Raw genomic sequence first — 16,391 nt, forward strand, 5'->3', positions numbered from 1 at the left:
TTTCGCTGACACCCTTGCGACGGCCCCTCTGGGGCCGTTTGCTTAAGAATCGTCGTTCCGCACCAGGAGACGATGATGAGCAAGCCGAACGAAGACCGCGTCCGCATCAGCGTGGACGATCGCGGCGTGGCCGAGGTGGCCCTGACCCGCGCCGACAAGATGAACGCGATCGACGCGGCGATGTTCCGCGCGATCAACGACGGCATCGAACAGCTCAAGGCCGACGCACGCGTGCGCGTGGTCGTGGTTCACGGCGAGGGCAAGGCCTTCTGCGCCGGCCTCGACATGGGCCGCTTCGCGCAGATGGGCCAGGGTCAGGCGAGCGGCACGCTGGGCATGGACCTGCTGACGCGCAGCCGCGGCCTCGCCAACGATGCGCAGTACGTCGCCTGGGGCTGGCGCCAGCTGCCGGTGCCGGTGATCGCCGCCGTGCACGGCGTGGCCTTCGGTGGCGGCCTGCAGATCGCGCTCGGCGCCGACATCCGACTCGTGCACCCCGAGGCCAAGCTCGCGGTGATGGAAGTGAAGTGGGGCCTGGTGCCCGACATGGCCGGCATCGTGCTGATGACCGAGTTGATGCGCGCCGACGTCGTGCGCGAGCTGACCTACACCGGGTGCGTCGTCTCGGGTGTGGAGGCCCAACAGATCGGCCTCGCCACGCGCGTCAGCGACGCCCCGCTCGCCGAGGCCCGCGCGCTCGCGGCCCAGATCGCAGCGCAGAGCCCCGACTCGGTCCGCGCCAGCAAACGGCTGCTCAACGGTGCGTCACCGGTGCAGGCCGGCGCGGTGCTGATGGCCGAGTCGATGGAACAGAAGGCGCTGATCGGCAGCCCCAACCAGCGCGAAGCGGCGCTCGCCGGCCTGGAGAAACGCGCGCCGGTGTTCCGCTAGGAGACGCCTCTCAAGCGGTCCGCCTTGAACGCCGCGCGGAAGCTCTCAAAGCGCCCTTCGTCCAGCGCTGAGCGCACCTCGCGCATGAGGTTCACGTAGTAGTGCAGGTTGTGGATGCTGGTGAGCATGGGCCCCAGCATCTCGCCGCAGCGGTCGAGGTGGTGCAGGTAGGCGCGGCTGAAGTTCTTGCAGCAGTGGCACGAGCAGGTTTCGTCGACCGGCCGCTCGTCGGTCTTGTAGCGGGCGTTGCGCAGACGCAGGTCGCCGAAGCGCGTGAAGAGGTGGCCGTTGCGTGCATTGCGGGTGGGCATCACGCAGTCGAACATGTCCACGCCCGAAGCCACGCCATCCACCAGGTCTTCCGGCGTGCCCACGCCCATCAGGTAGCGCGGCTTGTGCGCCGGCAGCCGGTGCGGCGTGTGCGCCATGATGCGCAGCATGTCGTCCTTGGGCTCGCCGACGCTCACGCCGCCGATGGCGTAGCCAGGCAGGTCCAGCTCGGCGAGCGCGTTCAGCGACTCTTCGCGCAGGTGCTCGAACATGCCGCCCTGCACGATGCCGAACAAGGCGTTCGGGTTTTGCAGCTTCTGGAATTCGGTGAGGCAGCGCCGCGCCCAGCGCAGGCTCAGCTCCATCGAGATGCGCGCTTCCTTCTCGGTGGTGATGTGGCCCTTGGTCTCGTAGGGCGTGCACTCGTCGAACTGCATGACGATGTCGCTGTTGAGCACCGTCTGCACCTGCATGCTCACCTCGGGCGTGAGGAAGAGCTTGTCGCCGTTGACGGGTGATGCGAACTTCACGCCCTCTTCCGAGATCTTGCGCATCTCGCCCAGGCTCCACACCTGGAAGCCGCCGCTGTCGGTGAGGATGGGCTTGTTCCACGCCTCGAAGCGATGCAGGCCGCCGAACTGCTTGAGGATGTCGAGCCCCGGCCGCAGCCACAGGTGGAAGGTGTTGCCGAGGATGATCTGCGCGCCCATCTCTTCCAGCGACGAGGGCATCACGCCCTTTACCGTACCGTAGGTGCCCACGGGCATGAAGACCGGCGTCTCGACGACGCCGTGGTTGAGGGTGAGGCGGCCACGACGGGCGAGGCCTTCGGTCTTGAGGAGGTCGAACTGCAGCATAGGCGGCGATTGTCTCAGCCGGACTTCCTCAGGGCGTGCGTTCCAGCAGCATCGCGTCGCCGTAGCTGAAGAAGCGATAGCGCTGCGCGACCGCATGCCGGTACAGCGCCATCACCGGCTCGTACCCGGCGAAGGCACTGACCAGCATCAGGAGCGTGCTCTTGGGCAGGTGGAAGTTGGTGACCAGCACGTCGACCACGCGGAAGTCGAAGCCCGGGGTGATGAAGATGTCGGTGTCGCGGCTGCCGGCTTGCAGTGTGCCGCCGAGCGCGGCGGATTCGAGTGCGCGCAAGGTGGTGGTGCCGACCGAGACGACACGGCCGCCGGCGGCTTTCGTCGCAGCGATCGCGTCGACCGTCGCTTGCGGCACCTCGAACCATTCGCTGTGCATCTTGTGCTCGGCGATGTTGTCGGTGCGCACCGGCTGGAAGGTGCCGGCCCCCACATGCAGCGTGACGCTGGCGCTGCCGACACCCCGCTCGCGCAGCGCGGCCAGCACGCCTTCGTCGAAATGCAGCGCGGCGGTCGGTGCGGCGGCGGCCCCGGGCTTGGCAGCAAACACCGTCTGGTAGCGGCGCTCGTCTTCCGCATCGTCGGCATGCGTGATGTAGGGCGGCAGCGGCACGTGGCCATGGCGCTCGATCAGTGCAAAGGGCTCGGAGGGAAAACGCAGGTGGAAGAGCGAATCCTCCGGCCCGCCGCGGCCGAGCATCTCGGCCTCGAAGTGGCTCGAGCCGTCGCCGCTCGCGAAACGCACGACCGCACCCGCCTTCGGCGACTTGCTCGCGCGCAGGTGCACGAGCACCTCGTGGTTCGGCAAGACACGCTCGACCAGGGCCTCGACCGCACCCCCCGTCGACTTGGCCCCGAGCAGGCGCGCCTTGATGACGCGGGTGTCGTTGAAGACGAGCAGGTCGCCGGGGCGCAGGAGGCTCGGCAACTCACGAAAGATGCGGTCCACGGGCGGCGTGTGCGTGCCGTCGAGCAGGCGCGACCCACTGCGCTCGGCGGCAGGGTGCTGCGCGATCAGCTCGGGTGGCAGCTCGAAGTCGAAATCGGAGAGGCGGAAGGGACCGGAGGCGCTGGACATATGCCGCAAAATTGTCCCATGCCCCTCGCCACCACCCCGCCCGCGCGCCAGGAGAAGTCCGCGCCGCAGAAGGCGATGGAAAAGCTGGGACTGGTGCGAGACATCGACCTCGCGCTACACCTGCCGCTGCGCTACGAAGACGAGACGAAGATCACCCCGATCGCCGCATTGCGCGATGGCCTGACCGCGCAGGTGGAGGGCGTGGTCACCGATTGCCAGATCCAGTTCCGCCCGCGGCGGCAGCTGGTGGTGCGCTTGAGCGACGGCGACGACGAACTCGTGCTGCGCTTCCTCAATTTCTACCCCAACCACCAGAAGACACTCGCCGCCGGCCAGCGCGTGCGCGTGCGCGGCGAAGCGCGCGGCGGCTTCTTCGGCCTGGAGATGGTGCACCCGAGCTTCAAGGGCGTGGACGAGGACACGCCGCTGGCCACCGCGCTGACGCCGGTCTATCCGACGAGTGCCACGCTGCCGCAGGCGTATCTGCGCAAGGCGGTGGCCTCGGGCCTGAAACGGGCCGACCTGTCGGAGCTGGTGCCGCCTGCGATGCTGCCGCGCGGCAGCTGGGCGCTGAAGGAGGCACTGAGCTTCCTGCACCACCCGGCGCCCGACGTGAGCCTGGCCACGCTGGAAGACAAGACGCACCCCGCATGGCAACGGCTGAAGTTCGAGGAGCTGCTGGCCCAGCAGATCTCGCAGCTCGAAGCGAAGAACGAGCGGGCGCAGCAACGTGCGCCGCACTTCGCGGTGGCCCGCGATGGCTTGCAGGAGCGGCTGCTGGCCGCCCTGCCCTTCGCGCTGACGGCCGCGCAGCACCGCGTGGTCGAAGAGATCGCGCAGGACCTGCAGCGTGAGATCCCGATGCACCGCCTACTGCAAGGCGACGTGGGCTCGGGCAAAACGGTGGTGGCCGCGCTGGCCGCCGCGATCGCGATGCACAACGGCTGGCAGTGCGCGCTGATGGCGCCGACCGAGATCCTCGCCGAGCAGCATTTCCGCAAGCTCGTGCAGTGGCTGGAGCCGCTGGGCATCCAGACCGCCTGGCTGACCGGCAGCCGCAAGGGCAAGGCGCGCCGCGAGATGCTGGCGCGCGTGGCCTCGGGCGAGGCGCAGCTGGTGGTGGGCACGCACGCCGTCATCCAGGACGAGGTGCAGTTCGCGAAGCTCGGTCTCGCGATCATCGACGAGCAGCACCGCTTCGGCGTGGCGCAGCGTCTCGCGCTGAGAGAAAAGCTGCAGGCGCAATCCCTGGAGCCGCACCTCTTGATGATGAGTGCCACGCCCATCCCGCGCACGCTCGCGATGACGCTCTTCGCCGACCTCGACATCAGCACCATCGACGAGCTGCCACCGGGCCGCACGCCCATCGTCACCAAGGTGTTCAGCGATGCGAAGCGAGAGAACGTCATCCACACCATCGCCGAGGAAGCAGCCCGCGGCAAGCAGGTCTACTGGGTGTGCCCGCTGATCGAAGAGAGCGAGAAGCTGGACCTGCAAAACGCCACCGCCACCCACGAGCAGCTGAGCGCCGCGCTCGAAGGCCTCACCGTCGGCCTGCTGCACGGCCGCATGCCGGCCGCCGACAAGGCGGCGGTGATGGACCAGTTCAAGGCGGGCACGATGCAGGTGCTGGTCAGCACGACCGTGATCGAGGTCGGCGTCGACGTGCCCAACGCGAGCCTGATGGTGATCGAGCACGCCGAACGCTTCGGCCTCTCGCAACTGCACCAGCTGCGCGGTCGCGTAGGCCGCGGCTCGATCGCGAGCGTGTGCGTGCTGCTCTACACCTCGCCCTTGTCCGACACCGGCAAGTCGCGCCTGAAGGCCATGGCCGAGACGCAGGACGGCTTCGAGATCGCGCGCCGCGACCTCGAGATCCGCGGGCCGGGTGAGTTCCTCGGCGCCCGGCAGTCGGGTGCGCCGCTGCTGCGTTTTGCCGATCTCAACGAAGACGCGCACCTGGTGCCGGCCGCCCGTGCCGCCGCCGAACGCTGGCTGGCGAGCCAGCCGCAGAGTGCACGTCAGCACGTGGCCCGCTGGCTGGGCAGCAAGGCCGAGTATCTGAAGGCCTGAGACCTCACGCCCCGGGCCATGTGACGTTGGTCCTTAGGCAAGCCGCCGTGCTGAGACTAGATTTCCGCTCGCGCCGACCTTGCGCGCTTCGGAGTGACCGCATGAACCTCGTCCAACGTGTGCAGGACATCCTGCTGCGCCCCACCACCACCTGGCCCGCCATCGAGCAGGAGCCGGGCGACGTGGCCTCGATCTACACCCGCTACGTGCTGATCCTCGCGGCCATTCCGGCGCTGGCCGGCTTCATCGGCATGACGCTCATCGGCGTGGGCGGCTTCGGCATGCACATCCGCATCCCCGTCGTGTCGGGCCTCACGAACATGGTGGTGAGCTACGCACTCTCGCTGGTGATGGTGTTCGTGGTGGCGCTGATCGTCGACGCGCTCGCACCGAGCTTCAAGGGACAGAAGAACCAGCTCAACGCCCTCAAGCTTGTGGCCTATGGGGCGACGGCGAGTTTCGTCGGCGGCATCTTCGGTCTGATCCCGTCGCTGTCGGTGCTGGGGCTGCTGGCGGCGCTGTATTCGATCTACCTCGTCTACACCGGGCTGCCGGTGCTGATGAAGTGCCCGCCCGAGAAGGCCGCCGCCTACACCGCAGTGGTGGTGGTCTGCGGCATCGTCGCCGGCATCGTGATCGGCGCGGTGTCGGCCGCGGTGACGCCCTCGCGCGGCTTCGGCCGCATGCACGCAGAGCGCGACGTGACGATCACCACACCCAAGGGTGAGGTGACGCTCGACACCACCAAGCTCGACGAGATGGCCAAACGCATGGAAGAGGCCGGCAAGCGCATGGAAGCGGCGCAGAAGTCGGGGGACAGCGCCGCGGCCGGCAAGGCGATGTCGGAGATGGTGGGCGCGATGGCCGGTGCCACCGGCGAAGCACTGCCGCCACAAGAGCTGAAGGCCCTGCTGCCCGAGAGCCTGGGCAGCCTGCGCCGCGACTCGATCGAAGCCCAGAGCAACCAGGCGATGGGGGTGGCGGGTTCTTCGGCCAAGGCGCGGTATGTCGACGGCGGCCAGCGTGTGCAGCTGAGCATCACCGACCTGGGCGGCATGGCCGGCATCGCCGCGCTGGCCGGCTGGGCCGGCACGACGCTCGACAAGGAAACCGACACCGCGATCGAGCGTGTCTACAAGCAGGGCAGCCGCACGGTGCGCGAGAAGCACCGCAAGGACGGCAGCCAGGGCGAAGTGACGGTGCTGCTGGCCAATGGCGTGGTGGTCGAGGCCGAGGGCCGCAAGGTCGACGCGGCCACGCTCAAGTCCATCGTCGAGGGGCTGGACCTGGCCAAGCTCGAAGGCATGAAACGGCCGGCCAAGTCCTGAGGTTCCCGACGGTGGCGTTCAGCCGCCGAAGTGCATCTGGTATTTCGCGCCATCGGAGAACAGGCAGGCGCCGGTGCCCATCGTGGGGCCGGTGATCAGGTACTCGCACTGCACGTTGACGCCCTTGGCGCCGTAGGCGTTGGCGATGCCGCGGCGGCCGCTGAAGCTGCGCTGCGGGTTGGCGCCCAGCACCTCGTTGTGCACCCGCCCGAAGGCGGCGTAGCCCGATTCCACCCGCGAGGCTTCTCCCTGCAGCGCATCGCCCTGGTAGCTCAGGGTGAAGGTGCCGCGGCCGGTGTTGTTGTCGACCACCACGGCGGTCAGCATGCCGCCCTTGTTGGCCTGCGGGTTGAGCGGGTAGAGGCGTGCACTCAGCACCGTGGGCTGGGGCGGCGCGGGTGAGGCCGGCGGGGTGACGATGGCCACGCTCGTGGGCTGCGAGGGGTCACGCGGCGTCGGGTAGGGCTGGCCGGTGCGCGGGTCGATCGGCACCACGTAGCAGGCCGACAAGGTGGCCGCCGCCAGGGCGGCCACGGTGGCAGAAACGAGAAAGCGCGGTTGACTCATACGGTTTTTCGAGGCGCGGCACATGCCGCGGCGGGAGAATCCGCGATGCGCTCCCGCCCCTCAAGCGCGAAGTCATCGGGTATCGCATGGCGATGCCAAGGGGCGCATGACGCGGCACACCCGCTCCGTTATCCTGCGCACCATGACCCTTACCGAATTGCGCTACATCGTGGCCGTCGCCAGGGAAAAGCACTTCGGCCGCGCGGCCGAGGCCTGCTTCGTCTCGCAGCCGACGCTCAGCGTGGCCATCAAGAAGCTGGAAGAAGAGCCGACGTGAAACTCTTCGAGCGCGGGGCCAACGAGGTGAGCGTGACCCCGCTCGGCGAAGAGATCGTGCGCCAGGCGCAGTCGGTCATCGAGCAGGCCGCGAGCATCAAGGAGATCGCCAAACGCGGCAAGGACCCGGTCTCCGGCCCGCTGCGACTGGGCGTGATCTACACCATCGGGCCCTACCTCCTGCCCGACCTGGTGAAGGCCGCCATCGAACGGGTGCCGCAGATGCCGCTGGTGCTGCAGGAGAACTTCACCGTCAAGCTACTCGACATGCTGCGCACCGGTGAACTCGACTGCGCCATCATCGCCGAGCCCTTCCCCGACACCGGCCTTGCGGTGGCCCCGCTCTACGACGAGCCGTTCATGGTGGCGGTGCCGGTGAGCCACCCGCTCGCCAAGCGCAAGCAGATCGCCGCCGAAGAGCTGAAGAAGGAGACGATGCTGCTGCTCGGCACGGGCCACTGCTTCCGCGACCACGTGCTCGAGGTCTGCCCCGAGTACGCGCGTTTTTCCAGCAACGCCGAAGGCATCCGCAAGAGCTTCGAAGGTTCGTCGCTGGAGACCATCAAGTACATGGTGGCCTCGGGCATGGGCGTGACGGTGGTGCCGCAGCTCTCGGTGCCGAAAGATCCGCAGCCGCATGTGCACTACGTGCCCTTCAGCGAGCCGGTGCCCACGCGCCGCGTGGTGCTCGCGTGGCGGCGCACCTTCACGCGCTACGAGGCCATCGCCGCGTTGCGCAATGCCATCTACGCGTGCCCGCTCGAAGGCGTACAGCGCGTGTCCTGACCTCCTCCTTCCACCACACCGCCCACCACCATGGCCAAGAAGAGCAAGACTCCCGCGACGACCTCCGCCCCGCAGATCAACATCGGCATCAGCGAGAAGGACCGCAAGGCCATCGCCGACGGCCTCTCGAAGCTGCTGGCCGACACCTACACGCTCTACCTCACCACGCACAACTTCCACTGGAACGTGACGGGGCCGATGTTCAACACGCTGCATGCGATGTTCATGACGCAGTACACCGAGCTGTGGAACGCGGTCGATCCGATCGCCGAGCGCATCCGATCGCTCGGCCATGCGGCGCCCGGCTCGTATGGCCAGTTCGGCGCGCTCGCCTCCATCAAGGACGCGCCGGCCACGCCGCCCAAGGCACTCGACATGGTGCGCATCCTCGTCACCGGCCATGAGGCGGTGGCGCGCACGGCGCGCAGCATCTTCCCGCTCGCCGACAAGGCCGGCGACGAGCCGACCGCCGACCTGCTGACGCAGCGCCTCACGGTGCACGAGCAGACGGCGTGGATGCTGCGCAGCCTGCTGGAGGAATGACCGCATGGCCGCGCCGATACCCGTGACCACCCGGGTGGCCATCGTCACCTTCGATGGCTTCAACGAGCTCGACTCGTTCATCGCGCTCGGCCTGCTCAACCGCCTGCGGCCCCACGGCGTCAACGCCGAGATCACCGGCCCCGGGCTCAAGCTCACCTCGATGAACGGCGTGACCGTCGACGTGCAGCAGCCGCTGGAATTCGCCAACGAGGCCGAGGTGGTGCTCTTCGGCAGCGGCATCTACACGCGGGCCATCGCCGAGAACGCGGCGCTGATGGACCGCCTCACGCTCGACCCGCTGCGCCAGCTGATCGGCGCGCAGTGCTCGGGCACGCTGCTGCTCGCCCGCCTGGGCCTGATCGGCAACATGCCCGCCTGCACCGACAGCACCACCAAGCCCTGGGTCGTGCAGGCAGGTGTGCGCGTGGTCGACGAGCCCTTCCACGCCCGCGGTCCGGTCGCAACGGCAGGCGGCTGCATGGCCTCGCAATACCTCGCCACCTGGGTCATGCTGTTGCGCGCCGGTGTGCAGGCCACCGAACAGGCACTGCACTACGTGGCACCGGTCGGCGAGAAAGAGGCCTACGTGCAGAAGCTGCTGAGCGTGGTGCAACCCTTCGTCCCGGCTCCCCTGCGCCCCGACGGCCCCTAGCGACCCCCCTAGAACACGCACTCCCCCTAGAACCGCGTGATCCCCCTAGATCACATGAGCATTGCGGGTTAGGAACTTCCTAGACTGATCCTCCGTGCGCTGCCGCGATCGGCGTGCGTGCACGGAACCAGCCACAGGGAGACTCCATGACAACCTTCACCCGTTCGCTGACCGGCTTGCTGTCGGTCATCACCCTCACCGTGGCGCAGGCCCAGGTGATCAAGCAACCGCAAAGCTTCACGCCCTTGCCCACCGAGCTGACCGGTGTGAGCCCAAGCGACCCGAGGCTCACCCCGGTCCAGCGCGACAACGTGCTGCGCTTCAACATCGTCGACAAGCTCGACCTGCTCGACCGCGACTTCACGTCCCGGGTGTGCCTGCCCTCGCCGCCCACCTCCCCGGCCGACATCGACCCGCACCGCTCGCTGATGGTCCACGACCTGTCGACGCTGACGGCACGCGACTTCTCGCTCAAGCGCACGATGGACCAGCTGGCCTCGCAGGTGGTGGCCTCGGTGCCAGGCACCACGGGCGCATCGCTCTTCCGGCAGTTCTGGGACACGCAGAACCCGGCCGCCCAGGCCATCACCAGCGGCCCACGCTGCAGCGATGCCGGCGGCACGCTCAACGGCCTGCCCCACGCCTGCCGGCCGCGCAATTCGTCGGAAGAGGGCCGCCTGGCCGTCGGCACCGACGCGCAGATCAACGCCCGCATGAACGGGTCCTTCGACACCTTCAGCGGCTTCGTGCCGCTCGCGCTCGTCAACCGCCTCGACCTCGCGCACGAAGGCTGGCGCAACTGCGGCGAGTACCGCATCGTCTACGGTGAGATCCTGGCCCTGCCCGGCGCCCGCAACCTCGTCATCTTCGAAGGCGTGCTGCCCAACCCCACGCCGGGTTGCCGCAGCGGCTGCAAGCCGGTGATGCAGATGTGGAAGTCGCTGTCGGCCATGAAGCTCGGCGACCGACCGCGCGGCCAAGCTCGAAGAGTTCTTCTACACCGGACTGCCCGGCTTCCGGCCGGTGGTGCATGTGGACCACTACAGCAGCAAGGGCGCCACCGGCGCCTACGGCGGCTCGGGCAGCGGGCAGATCCGCACCAACCAGTTCGGGACGACCTCGCGCTGGATGCTGAAGGAATTCAAGACCGCGCTCAACTGCAGCAGCACGCCGTGCAAGTTCGAGCTCGTGCCGATCCCGGTCAAGGTCAACCCCTGGGGCACGCTGTGGAACGAAGACATCGCCAACACGCCGGCCAACCCCTTGAGCCCGGCGGCGCTCGCCTTCCAGAACAACACCCTGGCGCAGACCGCATCGCTCGGCGACCCGACGCTGATGCGCATCGGCTATTCCGTCTCACCGACACACAACGCACCGCAGAGCTTTTCGCAGGCACCGGCCTCGCCCTTCCTCGCCACGCCGTCGTCGCAAGCACCGTTCGACGTGTGGCACGACCAGTACCTGACGCAGTTCAATGCCGCCACCGGGATGGTCAACACCTTCCGCACCGGACTGCAGTCGGGTGCTGCCGTGCATGGCCTCACGGCCACCCAACTGCTGAAGCGCGCGACCGCGCAGAGCTGCGCCGGCTGCCACCAGCCCGACAACTTCGCGCTGCGCACGCCCAACGCCATCGGCCCGGCGCTCACGCCCACCGGCGCCACCGTCACCACCTGGCCCAACTCGCTCGGCAACTTCGTGCATGTGGAGACCATGCCGGCGCCACTGACCGAACTTTCGACCCCGGCCTTTGCCAGCAACCAGGGTCATGCGATCTCGCCGGCGCTGCATGACGTCTTCCTGCCCGATCGCAAGAACTTCCTCGTCAGCCAGCTGAACGCGATCACCTGCCCTTGCACCCACCGCTTCACGACGCTTGCGGCCGAACTTCGCGAGCCGGCACTCAAGCGTCAGAACGCGGTGCTGGAGCAGCTGCTGCCGCAGGCCACCGCGTGGCAGAGTTTCCTCGCCGAGCGCCTGGCGCAGACACGCTCGTTGACGCTTGCGGAGTCGCTCAGGCTGGATGCGCAGCGTGCATCGATCAGCGCGGCGCAGGAGAAGTCGCTCGCCGAGATGCGGCGTGCCCTGGGCATGCCGTCGATCGCCCTCGGCGCCGGCCCGCAGCCCGTGTTGCGCGAAGCGGCACCAGAGCCCGCGCGGCGCACGACAACGGGCTCGTTCCGCACGCACTGAGCGGCGTGCGGGCTGCCGTCGCTGCCCGGGTAGGGGTCAGTGCGACGGCGGCGTCACCGACCAGCGGCGCTGCACTTCACCGGCGCCGTTGACGCTCTCCAGGTGCACGCCGAAGCCCCACAGGCGCGCCACGTGCTTGAGCACTTCGTTGGCGCCTTCGTGCAGCGGCCGGTCGTTGTGCTGTGCATGGCGCAGCGTCAACGAACGGTCACCGCGCAGGTTGACGTTCCAGACCTGGATGTTGGGCTCGCGTGCACCCAGGTCGTACTGGTGCGACAGAGCTTCGCGCACACGGCGGTAGCCGCTCTCGTCGTGGATGGCCGAGACCTCCAGCTCTTCTTCCTTCTCGTCGTCGAGGATGGAGAAGAAGCGGAACTCGCGCATCAGGTTGGGTGAGAGGTACTGGCCGACGAAGCTTTCGTCCTTGAAGTTGCGCATCGCGTGGTCGAGCGTTTCCAGCCAGTCCTTGCCCGCGATGTCGGGGAACCAGTGGCGGTCTTCGTCGGTCGGGTTCTCGCAGATGCGCTTGATGTCGGTGTACATCGCGAAGCCGAGCGCATAGGGGTTGATGCCGCTGTAGTGGCGGTCGGTCACCTTGGGCTGGTAGACGACGTTGGTGTGCGACTTCAGCCACTCGATCATCATGCCGTCGGAGAGGTGTCCGTCGTCGTACATGGTGTTGAGCAGCTTGTGGTGCCAGAAGGTGGCCCAGCCTTCGTTCATCACCTGCGTCTGGCGCTGCGGGTAGAAGTACTGCGCCACCTTGCGCACGATGCGCACGATCTCGCGCTGCCAGGGCTCGAGCAGCGGCGCGTTCTTCTCGATGAAGTACAGCAGGTTCTCCTGCGGCTCCTCGGGGAAGCGCCGGGCAGCCGCTTCTTCGGTGGTCTTCTCGGCCTTCCTGGGCAGCGTGCGCCACATCTCGTTGACCTGCTGCTGCGCATAGGCCTCGCGCGCCTTGCGGTCCGACAGCTCCTGCGCGAGCGACTTGCGGCTCGGCCGGCGATACCGGTCGACGCCGTGGTTCATCAGCGCGTGGCAGCTGTCGAGCAGCTCCTCCACTGCGTCGAGGCCGTGGCGCTCTTCGCATTCGGCGACGTAGTTCTTCGCGTAGACCAGGTAGTCGATGATCGACGCCGCATCGGTCCACATGCGGAAGAGGTAGTTGCCCTTGAAGAAGCTGTTGTGGCCGTAGGCCGCGTGCGCGATCACGAGGGCCTGCATCGCCATCGTGTTCTCTTCCATCAGGTAGCTGATGCAAGGGTTGGAGTTGATGACGATCTCGTAGGCGAGGCCCATGTGGCCGCGCTTGTAGTTCTTCTCGGTGGAGATGAACTCCTTGCCGTAGCTCCAGTGGCGGTAGTTGACCGGCATGCCCACCGAGGCATACGCATCCATCATCTGCTCGGCGGTGATGATCTCGAGCTGGTTGGGATAGGTGTCGAGCCCGTAGCGCTCGGCCGTCGCCTTGATGACCTCGTGGTAACGCTCGATCAGCTCGAACGACCAGTCGGACGGCGACGGCAGCGGCTCGTGCGTGCGCTTGGGCGCCACGAGGTCGCTCGCACGGCGGCGCGGCGACACGCTCCACTGCTCCTTGCGTCGCTCCTCGCCCCAGGGGGCGTCGATGGGACTGCTCATGTGGCCGCTCCCTCCTTCTTGAACAACTGACGGAAGACCGGGTAGATCTGCGAGGCCTCGGTCACCTTGCGGATGGCGAAGTCCTTCGCGTCGGCCGCCAGGGTGGCGTATTCGTCCCACAGGTTCTGCTCTTCCTCGGCCACCTGCACATAGGCGAAGTAGCGGCACAGCGGCAGGATGTTGTTGGCGAGGATCTCGCGGCAGCGGCCGCTGTCGTGGTGCCAGTTGTCGCCGTCGCTCGCCTGCGCGCCGTAGATGTTCCACTCGCTGGTGGGGTAGCGCGCCTTGGCGATTTCTTCCATCAGCACGAGCGCGCTCGACACCACCGTGCCGCCGGTTTCTGTGGAGTGGAAGAAGTTGTGTTCGTCGACCTCCTGCGCCTGCGTGTGGTGGCGGATGAAGACGATGTCGATCTTTTCGTAGTGGCGCGTGAGAAAGAGGTACAGCAGGATGAAGAAGCGCTTGGCCAGGTCCTTGCGGGCTTCGTCCATCGAGCCCGAGACGTCCATCAAGCAGAACATCACCGCCTTGCTGGTGGGCACTGGCGTGCGCACGCGGCTGCGGTAGCGCAGGTCGATGGGGTCGAGGTACGGGATGCGGGCCAGGCGCGCCTTCAACGCCTCGATCTTTTCCTTCAGCTCGGCCACCTTGGCATCGAACCCGGGCTTGGCCTGGATCTCTTCGAGCTCGGCTTCCAGCTCGCGCAGCTCGCGCCGTGACTCGTTGCCGAGCGCGATGCGCCGGCCGATCGCGCCGCGCATGGAGCGCACCACGTGCAGGTTGTTGGGGGTGCCGTCGCTGCTGTAGCCGGCGCGATGTGTCTTGTACTCGGGCGTCTCGGCGAGCACGGTGCGCGTGAGGTTGGGCAGGGCCAGGTCGTCGAAGAAGACCTGCATGAACTCTTCCTTGCTGAGGTGGAAGACGAAGTCGTCGTCCCCCTCGCCGGAGTCACTGGCTTGCCCGCCCCCGCCCCCTCCGCCACCGCCTTTGGGCCGCTCGATGCGGTCGCCGCGCACGTAGTCCTTGTTGCCGGGGTGCACCATTTCGCGCTTGCCGCCCTGGCCGTGGCCGAACACCGGCTCGGCGATGTCGCGCTTGGGGATGTGGATGTCTTCCCCCTGCGCGAGATCGCGGATGCCGCGTCCATCGACCGCCCGCTTCACCGCCTCTCGGATCTGGTCCTTGTGGCGGCGCAGGAAACGCTCACGGTTGCCGATGGATTTGTTTTTCCCCGCCAACCGCCGATCGATGATCTGCTGGAGCATGCTGGCCTTTCCGGAACTACCCAATCAGGACCTCGCTATCAGGATCTTGCGCACGCGCAGGTACCACTCGCACAACAGGCGAACCTGCTTGGGCGTGTAGCCCTTGGCGACCATGCGGGTGACGAAGTCCTCGTGCTTCTTCGCCTCGTCGGCACTGGCCTTGGCGTTGAAGCTGATGACCGGCAGCAGCTCCTCGGTGTTCGAGAACATCTTCTTCTCGATCACCGTGCGCAGCTTCTCGTAGCTCGTCCACAGCGGGTTGTTGCCGGCGTTGTTGGCGCGGGCACGCAGCACGAAGTTGACGATCTCGTTGCGGAAGTCCTTCGGGTTGCTGATGCCGGCCGGCTTCTCGATCTTCTCCAGCTCCGCATTCAGCGACGCGCGGTCGAAGACTTCACCGGTGTCGGTGTCGCGGTACTCGTGGTCCTGGATCCAGTAGTCGGCGTAGGTGACGTAGCGGTCGAAGATGTTCTGGCCGTACTCGGAATAGCTCTCAAGGTACGCCGTCTGGATCTCCTTGCCGATGAACTCGGCGTACTTGACCGCCAGATGTTCCTTGATGAACGCGAGGTACTTCTGCTCCGTCTCGGCCGGGAACTGCTCGCGCTCGATCTGCTGCTCGAGCACGTACATCAGGTGCACCGGGTTCGCAGCCACTTCAGTGGAATCGAAGTTGAAGACCTTCGAGAGGATCTTGAACGCGAAGCGCGTCGAGATGCCGCTCATGCCTTCGTCGACACCCGCGTAGTCGCGGTACTCCTGGAAGCTCTTCGCGCGCGGGTCGGTGTCTTTCAGGTTTTCGCCGTCATACACCAGCATCTTGGAATAGAGCGACGAGTTCTCAGGCTCCTTCAGGCGCGTGAGGATCGCGAACTGGCTCATCATCTTGAGCGTGCCCGGCGCGCAGGTGGCTTGCGAGAGCGACGAGCCGCGCAGCAGCTTCTCGTAGATCTTCACCTCCTCAGACACGCGCAGGCAGTACGGCACCTTCACGATGTAGATGCGGTCGAGGAAGGCCTCGTTGTTCTTGTTGTTGCGGAAGGTCTTCCATTCGCTTTCGTTCGAGTGCGCCAGCACCACGCCATCGAACGGGATCGCGCCGAAACCTTCAGTGCCCTTGTAGTTGCCTTCCTGAGTGGCCGTCAACAAGGGGTGCAGCACCTTGATCGGTGCCTTGAACATTTCGACGAATTCCAGCAGGCCCTGGTTGGCGAGGCACAGGCCGCCGGAGTAGCTGTAGGCATCGGGGTCGTCTTGCGCATAGGTCTCGAGCTTGCGGATGTCGACCTTGCCGACGAGCGAGCTGATGTCCTGGTTGTTCTCGTCGCCCGGCTCGGTCTTGGCGATGCCGACCTGCTTGAGCACCGACGGGAAGCGCTTCACGACCTTGAACTTGCGCACGTCACCGCCGTACTCCTCGAGACGCTTCACGGCCCAAGGTGACAGGATGCGGTTGAGATAGCGGCGCGGAATGCCGTATTCCTTCTCCAGGATCGGGCCGTCTTCCACCAGATCGAAAAGGCCGAGCGGCGACTCGTTCACCGGCGAGCCCTTGATCGCGTAGAAGGGCACCTCCTGCATCAGCGCCTTCAGGCGCTCGGCGATCGACGACTTGCCGCCGCCCACCGGGCCCAGCAGATAAAGGATCTGCTTCTTTTCCTCCAGGCCCTGTGCGGCATGGCGGAAGTACGACACGACCTGCTCGATCGCGTCTTCCATGCCGTAGAACTCGGCAAAGGCCGGGTAGATCTTGATGACCTTGTTGGCAAAGAGACGCGACAGCCGCGGGTCGTTTCGCGTGTCGATGGTCTGGGGCTCACCGATGGCCTTGAGCATGCGCTCGGCAGCGGTGGCATACGCAATCGGGTTGCGCTTGCACTCGTTGAGGTACTCCTCGAGGGAGAGCCCTCTTCACGCGTGCGCTCGTATCGCGCGGCGAAATGGCTGATCACATCCATG

The 16,391-nt window shown here is 66.7% G+C and carries 12 protein-coding genes and 2 pseudogenes; 7 read left to right on the forward strand and 7 right to left on the reverse strand.

Annotated features, from left to right (window positions below):
- The first annotated feature begins 75 nt into the window (after window positions 1-75).
- Window positions 76-891, forward strand: a complete 816-nt coding sequence (locus LRS03_RS17300) for a crotonase/enoyl-CoA hydratase family protein (RefSeq protein ID WP_257826994.1) — start codon at window positions 76-78, stop codon at window positions 889-891.
- Here the strand turns inward: LRS03_RS17300 and tgt are convergent.
- Both tgt and queA read right to left on the reverse strand, forming a co-directional pair.
- Window positions 888-2,018 (reverse strand): tRNA guanosine(34) transglycosylase Tgt, encoded by a 1,131-nt coding sequence (tgt, locus tag LRS03_RS17305; protein WP_257826995.1) that lies wholly within the window; start codon window positions 2,016-2,018, stop codon window positions 888-890. The two genes, LRS03_RS17300 and tgt, sit on opposite strands and share 4 nt — an antisense overlap.
- Before the next feature lie 28 nt (window positions 2,019-2,046).
- The gene (gene queA / locus LRS03_RS17310) at window positions 2,047-3,108 is read right to left on the reverse strand and encodes a tRNA preQ1(34) S-adenosylmethionine ribosyltransferase-isomerase QueA (RefSeq protein WP_257826996.1); all 1,062 of its coding nucleotides are present in this window, start codon (window positions 3,106-3,108) and stop codon (window positions 2,047-2,049) included.
- 18 nt (window positions 3,109-3,126) lie between these two features.
- On the opposite strand from queA, the gene recG reads away from it, so the two are divergent.
- A complete protein-coding gene (recG, locus tag LRS03_RS17315) occupies window positions 3,127-5,181 on the forward strand; it encodes an ATP-dependent DNA helicase RecG (protein WP_257826998.1) in 2,055 nt (684 codons plus the stop codon).
- A gap of 101 nt (window positions 5,182-5,282) precedes the next feature.
- Window positions 5,283-6,509, forward strand: a complete 1,227-nt coding sequence (locus tag LRS03_RS17320; protein ID WP_257827000.1) for a Yip1 family protein — start codon at window positions 5,283-5,285, stop codon at window positions 6,507-6,509.
- Window positions 6,510-6,527: 18 nt separating this feature from the next.
- On the opposite strand, the gene LRS03_RS17325 is transcribed toward LRS03_RS17320, so the two are convergent.
- The gene (locus tag LRS03_RS17325) at window positions 6,528-7,076 is read right to left on the reverse strand and encodes a hypothetical protein (RefSeq protein WP_257827002.1); all 549 of its coding nucleotides are present in this window, start codon (window positions 7,074-7,076) and stop codon (window positions 6,528-6,530) included.
- 142 nt (window positions 7,077-7,218) lie between these two features.
- On the opposite strand from LRS03_RS17325, the pseudogene LRS03_RS17330 reads away from it, so the two are divergent.
- The 3 genes and pseudogenes from LRS03_RS17330 (at window position 7,219) to LRS03_RS17340 (ending at window position 9,333) form a co-directional block, all read left to right on the forward strand.
- Window positions 7,219-8,138, forward strand: a pseudogene (locus tag LRS03_RS17330) (LysR substrate-binding domain-containing protein).
- Between the two features lie 30 nt (window positions 8,139-8,168).
- A complete protein-coding gene (locus tag LRS03_RS17335) occupies window positions 8,169-8,681 on the forward strand; it encodes a Dps family protein (protein WP_257827004.1) in 513 nt (170 codons plus the stop codon).
- A 4-nt stretch (window positions 8,682-8,685) separates the two neighbouring features.
- Complete coding sequence (locus tag LRS03_RS17340) at window positions 8,686-9,333, forward strand: type 1 glutamine amidotransferase family protein (protein ID WP_257827006.1); 648 nt, start codon at window positions 8,686-8,688, stop codon at window positions 9,331-9,333.
- Window positions 9,334-9,412: 79 nt separating this feature from the next.
- Here the strand turns inward: LRS03_RS17340 and LRS03_RS17345 are convergent, their stop codons facing one another.
- Window positions 9,413-10,048 (reverse strand): hypothetical protein, encoded by a 636-nt coding sequence (locus LRS03_RS17345; protein WP_257827007.1) that lies wholly within the window; start codon window positions 10,046-10,048, stop codon window positions 9,413-9,415.
- Between the two features lie 317 nt (window positions 10,049-10,365).
- On the opposite strand from LRS03_RS17345, the gene LRS03_RS17350 reads away from it, so the two are divergent.
- A complete protein-coding gene (locus LRS03_RS17350; protein WP_257827010.1) occupies window positions 10,366-11,526 on the forward strand; it encodes a hypothetical protein in 1,161 nt (386 codons plus the stop codon).
- Window positions 11,527-11,562: 36 nt separating this feature from the next.
- Here LRS03_RS17350 and LRS03_RS17355 read toward each other — a convergent pair whose 3' ends face one another.
- From LRS03_RS17355 to LRS03_RS17365, 3 genes and pseudogenes are all read right to left on the reverse strand, one after another.
- Window positions 11,563-13,167 (reverse strand): SpoVR family protein, encoded by a 1,605-nt coding sequence (locus tag LRS03_RS17355; protein ID WP_257827012.1) that lies wholly within the window; start codon window positions 13,165-13,167, stop codon window positions 11,563-11,565.
- Entirely contained in the window at window positions 13,164-14,432 is a 1,269-nt protein-coding gene (locus LRS03_RS17360; RefSeq protein ID WP_257827014.1) for a YeaH/YhbH family protein, read from the reverse strand. The genes LRS03_RS17355 and LRS03_RS17360 overlap by 4 nt, the downstream gene beginning before the upstream one ends.
- Window positions 14,433-14,456: 24 nt before the next feature.
- Window positions 14,457-16,390, reverse strand: a pseudogene (locus LRS03_RS17365) (PrkA family serine protein kinase).
- Window position 16,391: the final 1 nt, after the last annotated feature.

This window comes from Rhizobacter sp. J219 (genome assembly GCF_024700055.1).
Lineage (GTDB): Bacteria > Pseudomonadota > Gammaproteobacteria > Burkholderiales > Burkholderiaceae_C > Rhizobacter.

Bases quoted from the DNA above. Each gene is read 5' to 3' on its own strand.
- LRS03_RS17300 (WP_257826994.1), top strand. From the start codon at position 76: ATGAGCAAGCCGAACGAAGACCGCGTCCGCATCAGCGTGGACGATCGC.
- tgt (WP_257826995.1), bottom strand. From the start codon at position 2,018: ATGCTGCAGTTCGACCTCCTCAAGACCGAAGGCCTCGCCCGTCGTGGC.
- queA (WP_257826996.1), bottom strand. From the start codon at position 3,108: ATGTCCAGCGCCTCCGGTCCCTTCCGCCTCTCCGATTTCGACTTCGAG.
- recG (WP_257826998.1), top strand. From the start codon at position 3,127: ATGCCCCTCGCCACCACCCCGCCCGCGCGCCAGGAGAAGTCCGCGCCG.
- LRS03_RS17320 (WP_257827000.1), top strand. From the start codon at position 5,283: ATGAACCTCGTCCAACGTGTGCAGGACATCCTGCTGCGCCCCACCACC.
- LRS03_RS17325 (WP_257827002.1), bottom strand. From the start codon at position 7,076: ATGAGTCAACCGCGCTTTCTCGTTTCTGCCACCGTGGCCGCCCTGGCG.
- LRS03_RS17335 (WP_257827004.1), top strand. From the start codon at position 8,169: ATGGCCAAGAAGAGCAAGACTCCCGCGACGACCTCCGCCCCGCAGATC.
- LRS03_RS17340 (WP_257827006.1), top strand. From the start codon at position 8,686: ATGGCCGCGCCGATACCCGTGACCACCCGGGTGGCCATCGTCACCTTC.
- LRS03_RS17345 (WP_257827007.1), bottom strand. From the start codon at position 10,048: ATGCGGGCGTTGATCTGCGCGTCGGTGCCGACGGCCAGGCGGCCCTCT.
- LRS03_RS17355 (WP_257827012.1), bottom strand. From the start codon at position 13,167: ATGAGCAGTCCCATCGACGCCCCCTGGGGCGAGGAGCGACGCAAGGAG.
- LRS03_RS17360 (WP_257827014.1), bottom strand. From the start codon at position 14,432: ATGCTCCAGCAGATCATCGATCGGCGGTTGGCGGGGAAAAACAAATCC.